Origin of the sequence: Mesorhizobium sp. YM1C-6-2 (assembly GCF_003666685.1) — a bacterium.
Classification (GTDB): domain Bacteria; phylum Pseudomonadota; class Alphaproteobacteria; order Rhizobiales; family Rhizobiaceae; genus Mesorhizobium_K.
In genome coordinates this window covers 97940-115610 of sequence record NZ_RCIZ01000003.1, presented here as the reverse complement: position 1 = coordinate 115610, position 17671 = coordinate 97940, and the positions used below count along the sequence as shown (strand labels likewise).

The 17671-nt window shown below is 65.0% G+C and carries 20 protein-coding genes; 15 read left to right on the top strand and 5 right to left on the bottom strand.

The features are described 5' to 3' along the window. Positions 1–36: 36 nt before the first annotated feature. Complete coding sequence (locus D8676_RS09245; protein WP_121580589.1) at positions 37–744, bottom strand: ABC transporter ATP-binding protein; 708 nt, start codon at positions 742–744, stop codon at positions 37–39. A gap of 64 nt (positions 745–808) precedes the next feature. Between D8676_RS09245 and D8676_RS09240 the strand changes: the two genes are divergently transcribed. Both D8676_RS09240 and thpR read left to right on the top strand, forming a co-directional pair. After that, positions 809–1465 carry an arylesterase gene (locus D8676_RS09240; protein ID WP_121580588.1) on the top strand — a complete coding sequence of 219 codons (657 nt, stop codon included), beginning with the start codon at positions 809–811 and terminating at the stop codon, positions 1463–1465. 140 nt (positions 1466–1605) lie between these two features. Next, positions 1606–2199 carry an RNA 2',3'-cyclic phosphodiesterase gene (thpR, locus tag D8676_RS09235; RefSeq protein WP_121580587.1) on the top strand — a complete coding sequence of 198 codons (594 nt, stop codon included), beginning with the start codon at positions 1606–1608 and terminating at the stop codon, positions 2197–2199. 4 nt (positions 2200–2203) lie between these two features. On the opposite strand, the gene D8676_RS09230 is transcribed toward thpR, so the two are convergent. Continuing rightward, a complete protein-coding gene (locus tag D8676_RS09230) occupies positions 2204–2692 on the bottom strand; it encodes a low molecular weight protein-tyrosine-phosphatase (RefSeq protein ID WP_121580586.1) in 489 nt (162 codons plus the stop codon). Positions 2693–2813: 121 nt separating this feature from the next. On the opposite strand from D8676_RS09230, the gene D8676_RS09225 reads away from it, so the two are divergent. From D8676_RS09225 to D8676_RS09205, 5 genes are all read left to right on the top strand, one after another. Further along, a complete protein-coding gene (locus D8676_RS09225) occupies positions 2814–3170 on the top strand; it encodes a YkvA family protein (protein ID WP_121580585.1) in 357 nt (118 codons plus the stop codon). Between the two features lie 258 nt (positions 3171–3428). Next, positions 3429–3938, top strand: coding sequence for an invasion associated locus B family protein (locus D8676_RS09220; RefSeq protein WP_121580584.1), 510 nt, complete (start codon positions 3429–3431; stop codon positions 3936–3938). A 157-nt stretch (positions 3939–4095) separates the two neighbouring features. Further along, a complete protein-coding gene (gene rlmN, locus D8676_RS09215) occupies positions 4096–5331 on the top strand; it encodes a 23S rRNA (adenine(2503)-C(2))-methyltransferase RlmN (protein WP_121581064.1) in 1236 nt (411 codons plus the stop codon). 37 nt (positions 5332–5368) lie between these two features. Further along, positions 5369–5875 (top strand): hypothetical protein, encoded by a 507-nt coding sequence (locus D8676_RS09210; protein ID WP_121580583.1) that lies wholly within the window; start codon positions 5369–5371, stop codon positions 5873–5875. 3 nt (positions 5876–5878) lie between these two features. Then, entirely contained in the window at positions 5879–6586 is a 708-nt protein-coding gene (locus D8676_RS09205) for a GNAT family protein (protein WP_121580582.1), read from the top strand. Between the two features lie 9 nt (positions 6587–6595). Here the strand turns inward: D8676_RS09205 and D8676_RS09200 are convergent, their stop codons facing one another. Then, complete coding sequence (locus D8676_RS09200) at positions 6596–7261, bottom strand: outer membrane protein (protein WP_121580581.1); 666 nt, start codon at positions 7259–7261, stop codon at positions 6596–6598. Between the two features lie 106 nt (positions 7262–7367). Continuing rightward, positions 7368–8009 carry a LysE family translocator gene (locus tag D8676_RS09195; protein WP_121581063.1) on the bottom strand — a complete coding sequence of 214 codons (642 nt, stop codon included), beginning with the start codon at positions 8007–8009 and terminating at the stop codon, positions 7368–7370. A gap of 356 nt (positions 8010–8365) precedes the next feature. On the opposite strand from D8676_RS09195, the gene D8676_RS09190 reads away from it, so the two are divergent. The 5 genes from D8676_RS09190 to D8676_RS09175 all read left to right on the top strand — a co-directional run bounded on the left by D8676_RS09190 (position 8366) and on the right by D8676_RS09175 (position 13236). After that, positions 8366–9487 carry a TRAP transporter substrate-binding protein gene (locus tag D8676_RS09190; protein WP_121580580.1) on the top strand — a complete coding sequence of 374 codons (1122 nt, stop codon included), beginning with the start codon at positions 8366–8368 and terminating at the stop codon, positions 9485–9487. 71 nt (positions 9488–9558) lie between these two features. Further along, entirely contained in the window at positions 9559–10206 is a 648-nt protein-coding gene (locus tag D8676_RS09185; RefSeq protein ID WP_121580579.1) for a TRAP transporter small permease subunit, read from the top strand. Further along, positions 10203–11621: a TRAP transporter large permease subunit gene (locus tag D8676_RS09180; RefSeq protein WP_121580578.1), complete on the top strand. Its 1419-nt coding sequence runs from the start codon at positions 10203–10205 to the stop codon at positions 11619–11621. Before D8676_RS09185 ends, D8676_RS09180 begins: the two co-directional genes overlap by 4 nt. A gap of 27 nt (positions 11622–11648) precedes the next feature. Next, entirely contained in the window at positions 11649–11825 is a 177-nt protein-coding gene (locus D8676_RS27260) for a hypothetical protein (RefSeq protein WP_183097041.1), read from the top strand. Between the two features lie 184 nt (positions 11826–12009). Beyond that, positions 12010–13236: an argininosuccinate synthase gene (locus D8676_RS09175; RefSeq protein ID WP_121580577.1), complete on the top strand. Its 1227-nt coding sequence runs from the start codon at positions 12010–12012 to the stop codon at positions 13234–13236. Between the two features lie 68 nt (positions 13237–13304). Here D8676_RS09175 and D8676_RS09170 read toward each other — a convergent pair whose 3' ends face one another. Beyond that, the gene (locus D8676_RS09170; RefSeq protein WP_121580576.1) at positions 13305–14102 is read right to left on the bottom strand and encodes a lytic transglycosylase domain-containing protein; all 798 of its coding nucleotides are present in this window, start codon (positions 14100–14102) and stop codon (positions 13305–13307) included. A gap of 336 nt (positions 14103–14438) precedes the next feature. Between D8676_RS09170 and D8676_RS09165 the strand changes: the two genes are divergently transcribed. From D8676_RS09165 to D8676_RS09155, 3 genes are all read left to right on the top strand, one after another. Beyond that, positions 14439–15116, top strand: a complete 678-nt coding sequence (locus D8676_RS09165) for a DUF1236 domain-containing protein (RefSeq protein WP_121580575.1) — start codon at positions 14439–14441, stop codon at positions 15114–15116. Positions 15117–15287: 171 nt separating this feature from the next. Continuing rightward, positions 15288–16238, top strand: coding sequence for a type II CAAX endopeptidase family protein (locus tag D8676_RS09160; protein WP_121580574.1), 951 nt, complete (start codon positions 15288–15290; stop codon positions 16236–16238). A 107-nt stretch (positions 16239–16345) separates the two neighbouring features. Beyond that, positions 16346–17578, top strand: a complete 1233-nt coding sequence (locus D8676_RS09155) for an NAD(P)/FAD-dependent oxidoreductase (RefSeq protein WP_121580573.1) — start codon at positions 16346–16348, stop codon at positions 17576–17578. Positions 17579–17671 lie beyond the last annotated feature (93 nt).

The window sequence follows — 17671 nt, the reverse complement described above, 5'->3', positions numbered from 1 at the left end:
CGGAAACCGTGTTGACGGGAGCCCTGCGCCGCCTCCTCACGCGGTCGCCCTTTCGACAGCCGTCAGTTCGGGCGCGGTCTCGATCCGGCCCGAGCGCATCGCCACCTGCCGCGCGCAGCGCTGCGCGAGCGCCGGGTCGTGCGTGACCAGCACCAGCGTCATGCCCCGCTCCTTCGCCTTGGCGAACAGCAGGTCGGCGATCTGCCGCCCCGTCGCCTGGTCGAGATTGCCGGTCGGCTCGTCCGCGATCAGGATGCTGGGCTCGGGTGCCAGCGCGCGGGCGATCGCCACCCGCTGCTGCTCGCCGCCGGAAAGCTCGCCCGGATAATGCGTCACGCGCTCGGAGAGGCCGACCGCCGCCAGCTCCCGCGCGGCGACGCCGAACGGATCGGCATGGCCGGCGAGCTCCAGCGGCACGGCGACGTTCTCCAGCGCCGTCATGTTGGGGATGAGGTGGAAGGACTGGAAGACGATGCCGACATTCTTTCCGCGAAAGGCGGCGATCTGGTCCTCGCTCCTGCCGTTGAGCAGCTCGCCGGCGATGCGGACCGTGCCAGCGTCTACCCGCTCCAGCCCGGCCAGCACCATCAGCAGCGTCGACTTGCCGGAGCCAGACGGACCGACGATGCCGGTCGCCTCGCCCTGCCCGACCTCGAGGCTGACGCCCTTCAGCACATGCACCGAGGACGCCCCCTGGCCGAGCGTCAGCGACACGTCCTTCAACTGGATGACGGGTTCAGTCACGTGAAATCTGTCCTATATGGAGGGCAGGAGGCGAAGGCAGTCTTCGTCATATGGTCTTTCAGGCATGGCTTTCAAATTCCCTGTCCGGCTTCCCTTGCGTCTCGTCGTTCTTGCATGGCTCGCCGTCCTGGCAGCTACTGCCTCCGCCCGGGCCGAGCCCTACAAAATCGTCGGCCTCGGCGACAGCCTGATGGCCGGCTTCGGCCTCGATGCCGGACACGCTTTTCCCGAAAAGCTTGAAAAAGCACTCCGGGAAAAGGGTCACGATGTTGTGATCGCCAACGCCGGCGTGTCCGGCGACACCTCGTCCGGCGGCCTGTCGCGGCTCGACTGGTCGGTGCCGGACGGCACCCGGTTCGTGATTCTCGAACTCGGCGCCAACGACATGCTGCGCGGCATCGGCCCCGACATCACCGAGAAGAACCTCGACGCGATGATTTCGCGGCTGAAGGAGCGAAACATCGCCGTGCTGCTCGCCGGCATGCGCGCCGCGCCCAATCTCGGGCCGGAATACCAGGCGGGCTTCGACGCCATCTATCCGCGGCTCGCCGAAAAGCACGGCGTGCCGCTCTATCCGTTTTTCCTCGACGGAGTGGCGGCCGACCCTGGCTATCTCCAGGCCGACGGCATGCATCCCAACCCGGCAGGCGTCGACCGCATCGTCGAAAGGCTGCTGCCGGTGGTCGAGAAGCTGCTCGCGGAGCGCCCCGGCAGCGCCTGAACGGGCGCGGCAACCGGCGAACGCGGGTTCACGCAGCGGCATCCCCGCTGCACCGTGCAGTTGTGAAAAACCGCTTGCCCCCCGTGGGGATCGGTGATTCGCTGAGCCTGTAAGTACGATTCGAGGAAGGGAGCCTGGCCATGCCGCGACTTTTCACCGCCCTCGAAATTCCGCGTGACGCCGCGCTTTCGCTTTCCCTGCTGCGCGGGGGCCTGCCCGGGGCACGCTGGATCGACGTCGAGAACTACCACATGACGCTGCGCTTCATCGGCGACGTCGAAGGCCACGTCGCCGACGAGATCGCCAATGCGCTCGACCGCGTGCGCCGGCCCGCCTTCTCGCTGACACTGTCAGGCGTCGGCGCCTTCGGCTCCAAGAAGCCGCATGCAGTCTATGCGGGCGCCAAGGCGTCACCCGACCTCAACGCGCTGCAGGGCGAGATCGACCGCATCTGCCAGCGGCTGGGCATCGCCGCCGACGCCCGCAAGTTCACGCCGCATGTCACGCTGGCGAGGCTGCGCAACACCAGCCCGGCCGAGGTCGCGAAATACCTTTCGGCGCGCGGCAATTTCTCCGCCGCGCCCTTCCGCGTCGGCCGCTTCGTGCTGATGTCGTCGCGTGATTCGGTCGGCGGCGGGCCTTATGTGATCGAGGAGGCCTGGCCGCTGAGCGGCGCCGACCAGCGGCCGTCCGCAACGCCCTATGTCGCGCCGGGCGTGTTCAGGACGCTGTGACGGCCTAGGCCGGTTTCCCCCGGCCCGGCTTGGCCAGCCTGTCCGCCAGCCCTTCCGAGGCCGCGCGGATCAGCCGGTAGGTTTCGTCGAAGCCGGCCGCATCGCCGAAATAGGGGTCGGGCACCTCCTCCGCGCCGCCGCCGGCAAAGTCCCGGAAGAGGTGGATGCGGTCGCGAAAGGCGTCCGGTGCGATCTCCTGCAATTCCCTGATGTTCTTGCGGTCCATGCCGAGGATCAGGTCGAAGCGCTCGAAATCCCTTTCCGTGATCGCGCGCGCCTGCTGGCCGGATATGTCGAGCCCGTTGGCGCGGGCGACCGCGATCGCGCGATGGTCCGGCGCCTGGCCGGCATGCCAGTCGCCCATGCCAGCCGAATCGACCAAAAAGTCGTCGGCCATGCCGCGCTCGGCAAGCACCGCCCGGAACACGCCTTCGGCGAGCGGCGACCGGCAGATGTTGCCGAGACAGACGAACAGGATCGATTGCTTGGGCATGAGGTAGGCGGTCTCCGGGGCAAGCGGAGGGCATGGCACGGGAACGGCCCGGCGGGCAAGCCGCCGCCATCTTGCAGCGCCGCCCGGATCACCCCACATTCTCGCGCGAGGAGATTTGCCAATGGCCGCCTGGACCCGTTCCGCCAAGACCGACCGTACCATCGACGCCAGCGAAAGCGAGGTGCGCGAAAAATTCTGGCGCACCGCCAAGCGGGCGGCGCGGCAGGTCCCCTTCATGGACGAGGTCGTCGCCGCCTACTACTGCGCGCTCGACAGGAACACGCCCTTGCGCGCCAAGGGCATCCTGCTTGCGGCCCTCGGCTATTTCATCCTGCCGGTCGACACCATCCCCGACATCGTGCTTGGGCTCGGCTTCACCGACGACGTCGCGGTGCTGACCGCCGCCATCACCGCCGTGCGCGCACATATGACGCCGGCGCATCGCCTGGCCGCCAAACAGGCGCTCGCGGAAGATTGATCGCTGCCTTCCGGAGGCGATCGACACCGGCAGAAGTCAAACTCTTGCCTTTTTCCTGCTCTTGAACCCGATCAAGGGGTAAATTAACGCAGGTTCCGTACCTGCGCCGGGCGGTGCGGCCGAAGATGGTCCTTCTCGCGAAGGGTTCATCATTTGGTAACCCAGATTAAATCAAAATGAACCCAACGGGCTTGGGTCGCATCCGGCCAGCAATCGAGCCAGTACGGACAGCCGGCAAACATAGGAAGACGAAAGACGATGCGGGGATTGATCACCTTTTTCTCCAGCCTGGCGCTGGTCATTCTGGCCAGCCAGGCCCATGCCCAGTCCGCCCGCAAGATGGCCGAGCACGGCGATTGGGCGACCTACAGCTACCAGGCGCAGAACGGCAAGGTCTGTTACGTGCTGACCGTGCCGAAGCCGAGTTCGATGAAACCGGCGAGCGTCAACCACGGCGACATGTTCTTCTTCGTCAGCCAGCGGCCCGGCCAGGCGGTCTCTTTCGAGCCGCAGTTCATTGCCGGCTACGCTCTGCGGGAGGGCTCGAAAGTCTCCGTCAGCATCGGCAGCAAGGACTTCACCATGTTCACCAAGGGCAAGTCGGCCTGGGTCGAGAACGCCGCCGAGGAGCCGCAGCTGATCGCCGCCATGAAGGGCGGCTCCGAGATGGAGGTCAAGGCCACCTCCGGGCGCGGTACCAAGACGAGCTACTCCTTCTCGCTGAAGGGCATCACCGCCGCTCTGGATTCGATCGCCGGCTGCAAATAGGCTGGAAACCGCTCGAATGAATTCTCGGATGGGGCCGGCTCAGACCGGCCCCATCCGCTTTAAGAGGCACGGCCGGCGTGACGCCGGACCGCCGCCGTGATACATGCGGCCCGACTTGGGCGGCATCCCGGACCGGCCCACCCTATATGATCTGACCATGGCCCTCTCGCTCGACCTCACCACGGCACCTGCCCGCGCAGCGCTTTCACCACGTGCCGGCGCGCCCGAAAAGCCGCCGCTGATCGGTCTCACCCGCAGCGAGCTCGCCGAGGCGCTGGTCGCCGCCGGTATCGTGCCGGAGCGGCAGGCCAAGATGCGCACCCAGCAACTCTGGCACTGGCTCTATGTGCGCGGCGTCTCCGACTTCGCCGAGATGTTCAACATCTCCAAGGAACTCCGCGGCGAACTCGACCGCCATTTCTCCATCGCCCGGCCCGAGATCGTCGAGGAGCAGATTTCCGAGGACGGCACCCGCAAATGGCTGTTTCGCTTCCCGCCGCGCGGCGCCGGTCGCCCGGTCGAGATCGAGACCGTCTACATTCCCGAGGAAGGCCGCGGCACGCTCTGCATCTCCAGCCAGGTCGGCTGCACGCTGACCTGCTCCTTCTGCCACACCGGCACCCAGAAGCTGGTGCGCAACCTGACGGCGGAAGAAATCCTCGCGCAGCTGATGACGGCGCGCGACCGCCTCGGCGACTTCCCGGACCGCGACACGCCGGCCGGCGCCATCGTGCCCGCCGAGGGCCGCAAGGTTTCCAACATCGTCATGATGGGCATGGGCGAGCCGCTCTACAATTTCGAGGCTGTGAAGAAGGCGCTGCTGATCGCGTCCGACGGCGACGGCCTGTCGCTGTCGAAGCGCCGCATCACGCTCTCCACCTCCGGCGTCGTGCCGGAGATCGTGCGCACCGGCGAGGAGATCGGCGTCATGCTCGCCATCTCGCTGCACGCCACCAATGACGATCTGCGCGACCTCCTGGTGCCGATCAACAAGAAGTATCCGCTGAAGGAGCTGATCGCCGCCTGCCGCGCCTATCCGGGCCTGTCAAACGCGCGCCGCATCACCTTCGAATATGTGATGCTGAGGGACGTCAACGATTCGCTCGATGACGCCAAGGCGCTGGTGAAGCTGCTCCGCGGCATTCCGGCCAAGATCAACCTCATCCCGTTCAATCCCTGGCCGGGTACCAACTACCAGTGCTCCGACTGGGAGACGATCGAGAAGTTTGCCGACTACATCAACAATGCCGGCTATGCCTCGCCGATCCGCACGCCGCGTGGCCGCGACATCCTCGCCGCCTGCGGCCAGCTCAAGTCGGAATCGGAGCGGCTGAAGAAGACCGAGCGCCTGGCCCTCGAGGCGATGATGATCGCGGGACACGGCGAGGCGTGAGGCAGCCCTGCACCGGGACCGCCGCCGGGCACGCGCGATGAGCGTGGTCGCCGGCCTCGTCCGCTGCTTCGTCATCCTTGTCGGCTATGCCGTCGCATCGCTCGCGGCGAGCGCCTTCCTCAATGTCGTGATGCTGGCCTGGTTCGGCTTCACCGCCGAGGAGACGCGCATGGTCGCGACCAGTTCCTTCGTCTTCTCCGTGCCCTTCGTCGCGCTTTTCGTCGCCTATCTCGCCTTCATCCCCTCGGCCGTCGCGATCGCCGTTTCGGAGATCATGGGCAAGCGCGACTGGCTCTTCCATGCGCTCGCCGGCGGGATCGTCGCCCTGGTCATCCTGGGCTTCAGCCGCGGCGGCGAGGGATCGGCCTTCGCCGAAATCGCCGACCTCAATTTCGCGCTGGTGGTGATCGGCGCCGGCATGTGCGGCGGCATCGGCTACTGGGCTGTCGCCGGCCGCGGCGCCGGCGGCTGGCGGACGCGCGAAGCCGCGCCCGGCGCGGAGGCTCGGGGCCTTGACCGGCAGCTTGCCGCCCCGCATGGATAGCTGATGCCGAAGATGCCGAAGTTCGGAAGCCAGCCCCAGTCGCCGACCAAGCGAGTCGTCACGCCACTTGCGGCGGCCCGGTTGAAGCCTGTCTTCGTCGACCGCTGGAGCGAGCGCTACCACGTCCGCACGCTGAAGCCTGACGAGGTGACCCCTGAGATAGCCAACTGGCTGACCGCGCCTGAAGTGATGGAAGGGTTGAACGCGCCGCGCGACGCCATGGGCATCGATGCCTTCCGCGCCTATGTCGCGAGCTTCGACAATCTCCGGCGAAACCTGGTTGCGATCCGCCGCAAGTCGGACGATGCCCCGCTTGGTCTTATGATGCTGGAGATCGACCTGCGCCATAAGGTCGGGTCGCTGCACATCGTCGTCGGCGAGGCCGAAAATCGCAACATCGGCGTCGCCACCGACGCCGTGACCGTCATGGTCCGTCACTTCTTTCTTGAGCGGAAGATGGAGAAGCTGACCTTCCAGCCGCTTGCCCGCAATACCCGAGCAGTTGAAGTCTGCAGGTCAAGCGGGCTTCAACTGGAAGGAACGTTGCGTTCGCACCGCATCGACGGCCGCACCGGCGAGCGTCTCGACCAGGTGGTCTTCGGCATGACCCGCGCCGAATTCGCCGAACGCGACGAGATGGGGCTCGATCCGGGCTTTTCGGCATCCTATGACGGCCCGGGAATCGATCCGTCATTTCGCCGCATGCGCTGAGGTCGGCAGCTACTGCCCGAAGCGGAAGGATATGCCGACCTTCACCGTGTCTAGCGAAGGATCGAAGCTCGGATTCCCTTCGCCCGGATCGACAACCAGCGTGTTGAAATCGTAGTGGAGGTACTCGGTCTTCACAGACCAGTTTCGCGTCAGGGCGAATTCAGCGCCGACGCCGATGACGCCGCCAACCTTGACGCCGGAATTTTCGAACGTGTCCGGAGGGCTCAAAAACCGTTCCTTGAGGCCCGACGCCTCGACATGCGTCAGCGCCAGGCCGCCGGTGCCGTAAACCAACAGGCGTTCGGTCGGCAGATAGCCAGCGCGGACGCGGGCCGTCGCCATCCAGTCCATGTCGTAGGTATAGTTCTCGTCCTTGCCGTCGAAGGCGCCGGCCAACTCAAGCTGGTCGGCATCGATATAGTCGAGATCGGCGAGCGCGCCGAAAACCCAGCGCCCTTGCTGCCAGTCATGGCCGACATAGACGCCGCCGACGAAGCCGTCGGCGTGGTGATCGCCTTCCGGCACGGCGCTCGTCCCGCTGAACTCCGCCGTCGACCAGCCGTAGCCCGCTTGCGCGCCGACGTAGAAGCCGGACCAGGTGTAGCCCGCCTCCTGCGCTTCGGCCTGGCCGACCATCGCGACGATCGCGGCCGAGGCCAGCAGCATGTTCTTCATTCAGTTTCCCCCGCGAATCCAGGACGACTTTGGCGGCTTTGGCGCAAGCGCGCAATTGCAGTCCTGCAACACCATGCGATCTAAAGTCGCGTTCGGATAAAAACGGCTACTTCGCCTGCGCCGTGATGATCCTCAGCGCGAAGGCCGAGAACACGCCGGCGAACAGATAGTCGACCGCACGCGTCACGCGCGGGCTCCGCTTCATCGCGAAGGCGAAGCGGTCCGCCGCGAACACCATCGGCGCCGTCACCGGGATCGAGATCAGCACGAACATCGCGCCGAGGAAGAACAGCTTGCCGGCGGCGTACGGGTCGTGCGCCGACACGAATTGCGGCAGGAAGGTCATGAAGAAGAGGATGATCTTCGGGTTCATCAGGTTGACGCCGAAGCCGATCGAAAAGCTCTTGCCGACCGAGATACGCGGGCCGGCCTTCGTCTCCGGGGAGAAAGCCGAGCCGTAGCGGATCGCCTGGTAGGCGAGATAGACGAGATAGCCCGCGCCAAAGATCTTCAGCACCAGGAATGCCGACGGCGATGCCACGATCAGCGCCGAGACGCCCACCACCACCAGCGTGGTGTGCACGATGGTGCCGGTCAGCGCGCCGGCCATCGAGGCGAAGCCGGCCGCGCGGCCCTGGCTGAGCGTGCGGCTGACGAAAAGCGTCATGTCGGGACCCGGCGTGATCGCCAGGATCACCGAGGCGATCGCGAACTGGATGAGGACTGTCGTGTCGGGAACGAAGGACATGGCGGCGCGGCCGGTTGAGAAGGCTGGCCTATAGAGCAATTCCCGGAGAAGTGGAAAGCGATTTCCATCCGGGCTGCGGAAGCAGGAAGCCGCGCCTGTCGAGATGACGTCAGGGCATTCTGCTGCATTGCGAATAAATTTTCTCGCACCGCAACAAATGTACAGACAAAACGCGGATACTTTTAAGACGAAAGTTCTACGACTAAAGTATAACTTCTTGCGATTCAGTGCAGATCGTCACGTCTGCGTGAACATTTCTTTCCATGATTAGCACTATCCGCGCTTGCACGACTGCTTCTCATGCATATTCTGGCGCGGCAAAATAACGCACGGAATGTGCACCCCGGGAGGAGAACATGACCAAGGACAAGATTTCACGCCGCAAATTCCTGAAGACCGCCACGGTCGGCGGCACGGCCGCAGCCGGCGCCAGCCTTGCCGCGCCGGCGGTGCTCGCCCAGGCGCCGGTCGTCCTCAAGATGCAATCGTCCTGGCCCGCTTCAGACGTCTTCCAGGAGATGGCCGCGCAATATGTCGAGCGCGTGCAGGCCATGTCGAACAACCGCATCAAGATCGACCTGCTGCCGGCCGGCGCCGTGGTCGGCGCCTTCCAGGTGCAGGACGCCTGCCATGACGGCACCATCGACGCGGCCCACACCGTGCCGGTCTACTGGTACGGCAAGAACAAGGCCGCCTCTCTTTTCGGCACCGGCCCGGTGTTCGGCGGCGACGCCAACCAGATGATCGCCTGGCTCTATTATGGCGGCGGTCAGGAATTCTATCGCGAACTGACCCAGGACATCCTCGGCCTCAACGTCGTCGGCTTCCTGTCCTTCGGCATGCCGGCCCAGCCGCTTGGCTGGTTCAAGAACGAGATCACTGACGCCGCGCAGCTTCAGGGCCTCAAATACCGCACGGTCGGCCTTGCCGCGGACCTCTTCCAGGCGATGGGCGCATCGGTGGCGCAGCTTCCCGGCGGCGAGATCGTGCCGGCCATGGAGCGCGGCGTCATCGACGGCTTCGAATTCAACAACCCGACCTCCGACATGCGCTTCGGCTCGCAGGACGTCGCCAAGAATTACATGCTGGCCTCCTACCACCAGGCTTCGGAATCCTTCGAGTACATCTTCAACCGGGACACGTTCGAGGACCTCGATCCCGACCTCCAGGCAATCCTGAAATACGGTGTCGAGTCCGCCCATCTCGCCAACTACGCTCTGGCCATGAACCAGTACTCGGCCGATCTGCAGAAGCTGGCGACCGAATCCGGGGTCAACGTCAAGCGCACCCCTGATTCCGTATTGAAGGCGCAGCTCGATGCCTGGGACAAGATCCTGCCCGGGCTGATGGAAGATCCGTTCTTCGCGAAGGTGGCGGACAGCCAGAAGGCCTGGTGCGAGCGCGTCGTCTACTACAGCCTGCAGAACGCGCCCGACTACAAGCTGGCCTACCAGCACTACTTCCCGGGCAAGCTCTAGCCGCATCGCTTTCGGGGCCGGGGCACGAATGCTCCGGCCCGTTCGGTTGCGCGCCGGAGGCAGGGACACCCATGCAAGCTTACATACGCTTCGCCGACGACCTGTCGGCATGGTTCGGCAAGGTCTTCGCCTGGTGCATCCTGGTGATGACCTTCGGCATCGGCTACGAGGTCGTCGTGCGCTATGCATTCCGGGCGCCGACGCCGTGGGCCTTCGACCTCAGCTACATGCTCTACGGCACGCTGTTCATGATGGCCGGCGCCTACACGCTGTCTCGTGACGCCCATGTGCGCGGCGACTTCATCTACCGGCTGTGGAAGCCGCGCACGCAGGCGATCGTCGAGCTAGTCCTTTATTTCCTGTTCTTCTTCCCCGGCGTGCTGGCGCTGGTCTTCGCCGGCTGGAAATATGCCGCTCGCTCCTGGAGCTATCTGGAAGTCAGTTCGAACAGTCCGGCGGGAATCCCGATCTACCAGTTCAAGTCGGTGATCGTCGCCGCGGGCATCCTGCTCTTCCTGCAGGGCATAGCGCAGGTCTTCCGCTGCATCATCTGCCTGCGCACGGGTGAATGGGTCCGCGCCGTCGACGATGTCGAGGAGACGGAAACGGTGCTCATGCAGGCTCAGACGCTCGACGCGCTCAAACATAGCTCCGAAGCGATCGATATTCCTTCCGGCTACGACACGACGATCAACAAAAGGGACGAGGACCACCGATGAGCGATCCGCAAATTGCCGTCGGCATGCTTCTGATCCTGATTCTGGCGATCTTCCTCGGCTTTCCCGTCGCCTTCACCCTGATGGCGCTCGGCGTCGGCTTTGGCTACTACGCCTATTTCGACGCCGGCCGCATGTGGCGCGCCTATGAGCGAGCGGTGGAGCAGGATCTCAGCCCCTTCACGCAATGGGAGCACTGGCTCGGCGGCTTCTTCAACAACCGCATCTTCGACCTGTTCGTGAACCAGACCTATTCGGTCATGTCGAACGACGTGCTGACGGCGATCCCGCTGTTCCTCTTCATGGGTTACATCGTCGAACGCGCCAACATCGTCGACCGGCTGTTCACCACGCTGTTCATCGCCACGAGGCGAGTGCCGGGTTCCATGGCGGTGGCCGCGCTCATCACCTGCACCTTGTTCGCTACCGCAACCGGCATTGTCGGCGCCGTTGTCACCTTGATGGGCCTGCTCGCCCTTCCGGCCATGCTCAAGGCGAAATACGACGTGCGCTACGCCACCGGCGTGATCTGCTCCGGCGGAACGCTCGGCATCCTGATCCCACCGTCGATCCTGCTCATCGTCTATGCCGCGACGTCGGGCGTCTCGGTGGTGCGCATGTATGCGGCAGCACTTCTCCCCGGCCTGTTCCTGGCCGGGCTCTATCTCGTCTATGTCGTCGGCAAGGCGCTGCTGCAGCCGCAGCTCGCCCCCAAACCGACGGCGGAACAGGTCGGCGAACATTCGTTCCTCGAAATCTGCTGGATGATGTTCACCTCCTTCGTGCCCTTGGCCTTTCTCATCCTGGCCGTTCTCGGCGCGATCCTCTTCGGCTTCGCTACCCCTTCGGAGGCCGCCGCCATCGGCGCGCTCGGCGGGCTGCTGCTCGCCGTCGCCTACCGTGCCCTGACGTGGCAGCGGCTGAAGGAGTCCGTCTATCTCACGGCCCGCACCTCGGCGATGGTGTGCTGGCTGTTCGTCGGCTCGGCGACCTTCGCTTCGATCTTCGCCTATCTCGGCGGCCAGCAGTTCATCGCCGATTTCGTCACCGGTCTCGACATGAGCCCGCTGATGTTCCTGATCGTGGCCCAGCTCATCATCTTCATTCTCGGCTGGCCGCTGGAATGGACGGAGATCATCGTCATCTTCATCCCGATCTTCCTGCCGCTGCTGCCGCATTTCGGCATCGACCCGCTGTTCTTCGGGATATTGGTGGCAGTCAACCTGCAGACCGCGTTCCTGTCGCCGCCGATGGCGATGTCGGCCTACTACCTCAAGGGCATCGCGCCGGCCCATGTGCAGATTTCAGACATCTTCCGAGGCATGATGCCCTATATGCTTATCGTCATCCTCTGCATGGTGCTGATCTACATATTCCCGCAGATAGTCTACTGGCTGCCGAACCTCATTTACGGCTGACGAACGAACGGTCACGGAGACAGTTGCATGACACGCAAGCGGATCTTCGCTCTCCTAGCCTTCCTGTGTTTGGCGGCGTTCTTCGGCATCATGCTGTACCGCGTGCCCCGGCTCGATCTCGCCGGGGCCATTTTGATCGGGATCGCTCTTGTCGGCTACGATCTGTGGTCTCAACTGAAGCCCCGTAGTCGAGCCGGACGATAAAACGCGCCGGACGGAGACCCTGCGGACGAGCGGCATCATATTGCCCGCGCGGCCTTTCCTGAATATGAGTGCCCCGAAAATGAGAGCCTGTCCGTTCCGGGTGGCGCTCTGACCAGTTTTTTCTGTCGCATGATCCCGGCTGACGAGTCCGCGGCTTTAGGGATCATGCCAACCGGGGACCGGCATGTCGAAGTGGAAAGACGTCAAGAAGGTGGTGCTTGCCTATTCGGGCGGGCTCGACACCTCGATCATCCTGAAATGGCTGCAGACCGAACTCGGCGCGGAGGTGGTTACCTTTACCGCCGACCTCGGCCAGGGCGACAGCGACCTCGAGCCGGCGCGCAGGAAGGCCGAGATGCTCGGCGTCAAGGATATCCGCATCATGGACGTCCGCGAGGAGTTCGTTTCGGACTTCGTCTTCCCGATGTTCCGTGCCAACGCCCAGTATGAAGGCGTCTATCTGCTTGGCACCTCGATCGCCCGTCCGCTGATCTCGAAGCATCTTGTCGATATCGCAGCCGAAACCGGCGCCGACGCCGTCGCGCATGGCGCCACCGGCAAGGGCAACGACCAGGTTCGCTTCGAGCTCTCGGCCTATGCGCTGAACCCCGACATCAAGGTCATCGCGCCGTGGCGCGACTGGTCCTTCAAGTCACGCACCGATCTCATCGACTTCGCCGAAAAGCACCAGATCCCGATCGCCAAGGACAAGCGCAACGAGGCTCCCTTCTCGGTGGACGCGAACCTCCTGCACTCCTCCTCCGAGGGCAAGGTGCTGGAAGACCCCTGGGACGAGCCGCCGGAATATGTCTACCAGCGCACGCTTTCGCCGATGCAGGCGCCAGACGAGCCTACCGAAATCACCCTCAGCTTCAGCAAGGGCGATCCGGTTGCGCTGAACGGCAAGAAGCTTTCGCCGGCCTCTATGCTCGCGGCGCTGAACGAACTCGGCCACGACAACGGCATCGGCCGTCTCGACCTTGTCGAAAACCGCTTCGTCGGCATGAAGAGCCGCGGCGTCTACGAAACCCCCGGCGGCACCATCCTGCTCGCCGCCCACCGCGCCATCGAATCGATCACGCTCGACCGCGGCGCGGCGCACCTCAAGGACGAGCTGATGCCGCGCTATGCGGAGCTCATCTACAACGGCTTCTGGTTCTCGCCCGAGCGCGAGATGCTGCAGGCCCTCATCGACAAGAGCCAGGAGGACGTCGAGGGCGACGTCCGGCTGAAGCTCTACAAGGGCAACGTCATCGTCACCGGTCGCCGCTCGGACAAGTCGCTCTATTCCGACGCGCTGGTCACCTTCGAGGACGATCGCGGCGCCTACGACCAGAAGGACGCTGAGGGCTTCATCCGGCTCAACGGCCTGCGCCTTCGCACGCTGGCAGCCCGCAGGCGCAAGTCGTAAGAATCCTCGCAGACAACAAAAAAGCCCGGCACATGGCCGGGCTTTTTTGTTTGGAATGAAGTCTGCCGTTATTCGCCGTCGATGGCCGTGGCGATGCGGGCGATGGCCTGCTGGTAGACGCTCGCCGAGTTCCAGCCCGCGATCGCGCCCATATTGCCTTGGGCGCCGACGCCCGGCCGCCAGCCATGCGCCCTGAGGAAGTTGGCGGTGGACATCAGCGCCGTGCTCTTGTCGCGCAGGTTCATGTTGCCGACGCCGTATTTCAGGACGTTGCCCGGCAGGAACTGGGTGTGGCCGATCTCGCCATGCATGGCGCCGACCGAGCCGGCGCTCAAAGCGCCGCGGTCGACCAGCATCAGCGCTGCGACGGCATGCGGGGTGAAGAAGCCCGGGCGGCGGCAGTCATAGGCCAGCGTGACGATCGCCGAGACCGTGTTCTGCTTGCCCATGAAGGAGCCGAAGCCGGTCTCCATGCCCCAGATGGCGAGCAGCACGCCGGGCGACACGCCGTAGGTGCTTTCGATCTTGTCGAACAGCGCCGCGTTCGACTTCTTCAGCGAACGGCCCTTCGAAATGATCACATTGGCGCCGCGGCGCTGCATGAAGGATTCCACCGAGCCGCTGAAGGCCTTCTTGACGGCGCGGTCGGCCTTGATCGTCGCCGATGCGTAGTTCGCGCTGTCCAGCGCCGCAAGGCCCTTGTTCCTGACGCCGGCGGCCCTCGCCTCATTGGCGAAATCCGCCTTCCACTGTTCGAATCCGGCGGCACCGTTTCCGCACTCGGCGGCCTGCGCGGAACCGGCCAGCAGGCCGAGCAAGGCGGCGCCGACCGCCGCGATCATCTTTCCCTTGGCAAAGAATGCCATGCTCTTCTCCTGTGCCTGGACCCACGTAGTGCGGGCTCGTCGCGCCCGCGAACACATACGTAAAGCAGCCTTTGTCCGCTGCGAATGCCTAAAAAACCGCTGCTGATCAAGCGTTTGTTGCGGTTAATCGCGCCTAGCGGGCGATGTTGTCCTAGTTGTGATCAATCGGACACTCCCGGCGCGGTCCGCCTGACGCAAGGACCCTGCGCCGACGCGCCGCCCGCCGACCGCTGAAACCGAATGCAACAAAACGTCATGAAGCGGGTTTGTTTAGCTGGAACTGATCGATTTGAGCCCCGTTTGAAGGTCGAGGGACCAAGATAACGGAGACGAAAAATGCACACCAAATTCCTTGTCTCGGCGGCGGCCGGCGCGTTGCTCGCCATGACGGGGGCGGCTTTCGCGCAGTCGGCCGTCGTCGTCACCACCGACCTCAACGTCCGTGCCGGGCCAGGCCCGCATCATCAGGTCCTCGGCGTCATCGGCGCCGGCCAGTCCGCCAACCTCAACGGCTGCCTCGAGGGCAGCAAATGGTGCGTCATCGCCTTCAATGGCGGCGAAGGCTGGGTCTATTCCGACTATCTGACCGGCGATTACGGCGGCACGCAGGTCGTCGTCACCGAGCGCCCGGCGAACTCCGGCGTCCGCATCGTCGAAGCCCCTGCTGACGTCGATGGCGGCGCCACCGGCGCCATTACCGGCGGCGTCACCGGCGCGGTTGCCGGCGCCATCGTCGGCGGCCCGGTCGGCGCGGTTGTCGGCGGCGGCGCGGGCGTGGTCGGCGGCGCGGCTGCCGGCACCGTCATCGATCCGCCGGACCGGGTCCGCACCTACGTCTCGTCCAACCAGATCGACCCGGTCTATCTCGACGGCGAAGTCGTCGTCGGCGCCGGCCTGCCCGAAACCGTGACGCTCAGGGAAATCCCCGACTACGAGTATCGCTACGTCTATGTGAACAACCAGCAGGTGCTCGTCGAACCGGGTTCGCGGCGGATCGTCTATGTGATGCGCTGACTTGAAGCGTTAGAGGAAGTGCCCTTCCGAAAGCCCGCCGGCGAAAATCCCGGCGGGCTTTTTTCAGTGGGCTTTCTTCACCATCCTCATGGAGAAGGCGTCTGCCGCCCTTGACGCGGGACGTTTTCATCGAGCCTATCGCGGCTGACCTTCCACTCGACAGGTTCTCCGATGGCCATCGATCCCGCCGCTTTCGAGCGCTACCGGCGCTCGCCGAACGAAAAGACCACGCTGCCCCGCCTCGCCGCCGGCGTGGTGGTGGTGACGGTCTGCTGGTTCGCCGTCACCATCGCGGTGGTCTTCGCCGGCACCTATGGCTGGATCCGCTCCGGCGCGGAGAGCGCGCTCACCTTCGAGCAGGGACCGGTCCTCGAACGGTTCCTCAGCACGGCCGGCGGCCTCGTCGCCACCCTCGCCACCTTCGCCGGCATCTGGCTGGGCGTCTGGATCGCCATGCGCGGCTTCCACGGCGAAAAGCTGAGGCGGCTCTTCGGCAACAGCGCCCGCCTGTCGCGCTCCGGCTTCCTCAACGGCTTCGTCGCCGTGCTGATCACCTCGGTGCTCACCGAACTCGGCTACCTCCTCATCATCCCCGACGTCGGCCGCGGTCCGATCGGCCTCGGCATATGGGCGCTGCTGCTGCTGCCGATCCTCTTCCTCGCCTTCGTCCAGACCTCCTCCGAGGAGCTGCTGTTCCGCGGCTACCTGCAGCGCGGCCTCGCCTACCGCTTCAAAAGCCCGCTCGTCTGGGCGGTGCTGCCGACGCTCGTCTTCACCGCGCTGCACTGGAACCCGGCCTCCGTGCTCGGCATGAACATCGGCGTCGCCGTCTCGATCGGCGCCTTCGCCGCCCTGCTCGCGCTGCTCGTCTACGCGACCGGCAATCTCGGCGCCGCCATGGGTGCGCATTTCGGCAACAACATCGTCGGCTTCCTGCTGATCTCGCATGACGACACGCTGGGCGGGCTGGCGCTCTTCCGCGCGCCGCCACTCGACGGCCTTGCCTGGACGCCGGCCGAGACCGCGACGATTGCCGGCATCAGCATCGTCTCCATCCTGCTCACCTGGCTGCTCTTGCTCCACCCGCGCTCGCCGCTGAGGGTGAAGCCAGATCTCGGCTGACCGGCCTGCCAACGAGCCGTCGCCGTGCGGTGGCGCCACTGGCGCGCCGCGCTGAACTTGAATAATCTTTCCCTATTGCCCAGGCCTTTTCTGAGGGGAAACCGGCCATGGAAGATGTCGATGTGGTGATCGTCGGCGCCGGATCGTCCGGGCTGGCGGCGGCGAAAACGCTGCAGGCGGCGGGCCGCTCCTTCAGGATCATCGAGGCGATGGACAGGATTGGCGGGCGCGCCTTCACCTCGTCGAGGCATTTCGGCATCCCCTTCGACGTCGGCTGCGCCTGGCTGCATGCCGCCGACCGCAACCCCTATTTCGAGGAGGCCAGGGCCGCAGGCTGGACGCTGTTCCAACACGACATGAACCTCGACCATCTCTACTACGGCAGGCGCAGGGCGAGCAGCGACGAGCTTGCCGCCACCAAGGCCGCCGACGCGCAAATCCAGGCGAGTATCACCGCGCATAAGGGCGTCGACGCCGACCTTGCCTCGCTGCTGTCGGACAGCCACGCGCTGCGGGCCGCCTCGACCTTCTGCGGGCCGATGGATTTCGGCATGGACGACGACGAGATCTCGATCGCCGACTTCAACGCCGCCGCCGATCTCGATCCGAACTATTTCACCAAGGAAGGGTTTGGCGCGCTGGTCGAGCGTTTCGGCGCCGGCCTGCCGGTCGAGCTTTCCACCCCGGCCAGGAACATCCGCTGGGGCGGCCCCGGCGTCGCCGTCGGCACCGACCGCGGCACCATCAAGGCGAAGGCCGCGATCGTAACAGCCTCGCCCGCCGTGCTCGCCTTCGGCGAGATCGAATTCCTGCCCGATTTGCCGGTTCCCCACGCGGAAGCGTTCTACGATCTCCCGATGGGCATGCTGACGAAAATCCCGGTCGAGATCAGCGGTGGCCGCTTCGGCCTGCAGCCTTTCCACGACCTGCTGATCGAGGGCCATGCAAGGCACGATCTGTTCTTCCTGTGCTTCCCCTTCGACATCGACCTGATGGTCGGCTTCGTCGGCGGCGACTTCGCCTGGGAGATGGAGGCGGCCGGCGAGGCAGCCGGCATCGACTATGTCGTGCGCCAGCTCTGCGGCATCTTCGGCAACGATATCCGCAAATATGTCGGCCGCGCCGCGATGACCAACTGGAGCGGCGAGCGCTGGGTGCGCGGCGCCTATGCGGCGGCGCGTCCGGGCAGGGCGACGGCCCGCGCCATCCTCGGAGAGCCGGTGGGCGAGCGCATCTGGTTCGCCGGCGAGCATCTGGCCGGTCCGCTGATCCAGACCTGCGGCGGCGCGCGCCTCTCCGGCGAGGCGGTGGCGCGGCAGGTGATCGCCAGGCTCGCCTGAGTCAGCCGAAACTTGACTCTTTCCGGCTTTTCCTGTCTAAGCGCCGCGAAATTCCGCGACGAGTGTATACTCCGAGCAGCCGACCGGGACCCC